Annotated in this window: 1 rRNA gene; it reads left to right on the top strand. The window is 50.7% G+C overall.

Features of this window, described 5'->3' with window-relative positions:
* A 23S ribosomal RNA gene (locus MFP24_RS00020) occupies positions 1–215 on the top strand; the annotation flags it as partial.

A 215-nucleotide genomic window follows, 5' to 3' on the forward strand; every position in this document is an offset into this window, starting at 1 on the left:
TAACACTGAGGCGTGATGACGAGTCACTACGGTGATGAAGTAACCGATGCTACGCTTCCAGGAAAAGCCTCTAAGCACCAGGTAACAATCAATCGTACCCCAAACCGACACAGGTGGTCAGGTAGAGAATACTCAGGCGCTTGAGAGAACTCGGGTGAAGGAACTAGGCAAAATGGTGCCGTAACTTCGGGAGAAGGCACGCTGGATTTGGTGAA

Origin of the sequence: Brenneria tiliae, assembly GCF_023347575.1 — a bacterium.
In the GTDB taxonomy this organism is placed as follows: Bacteria; Pseudomonadota; Gammaproteobacteria; order Enterobacterales; family Enterobacteriaceae; genus Brenneria; species Brenneria corticis.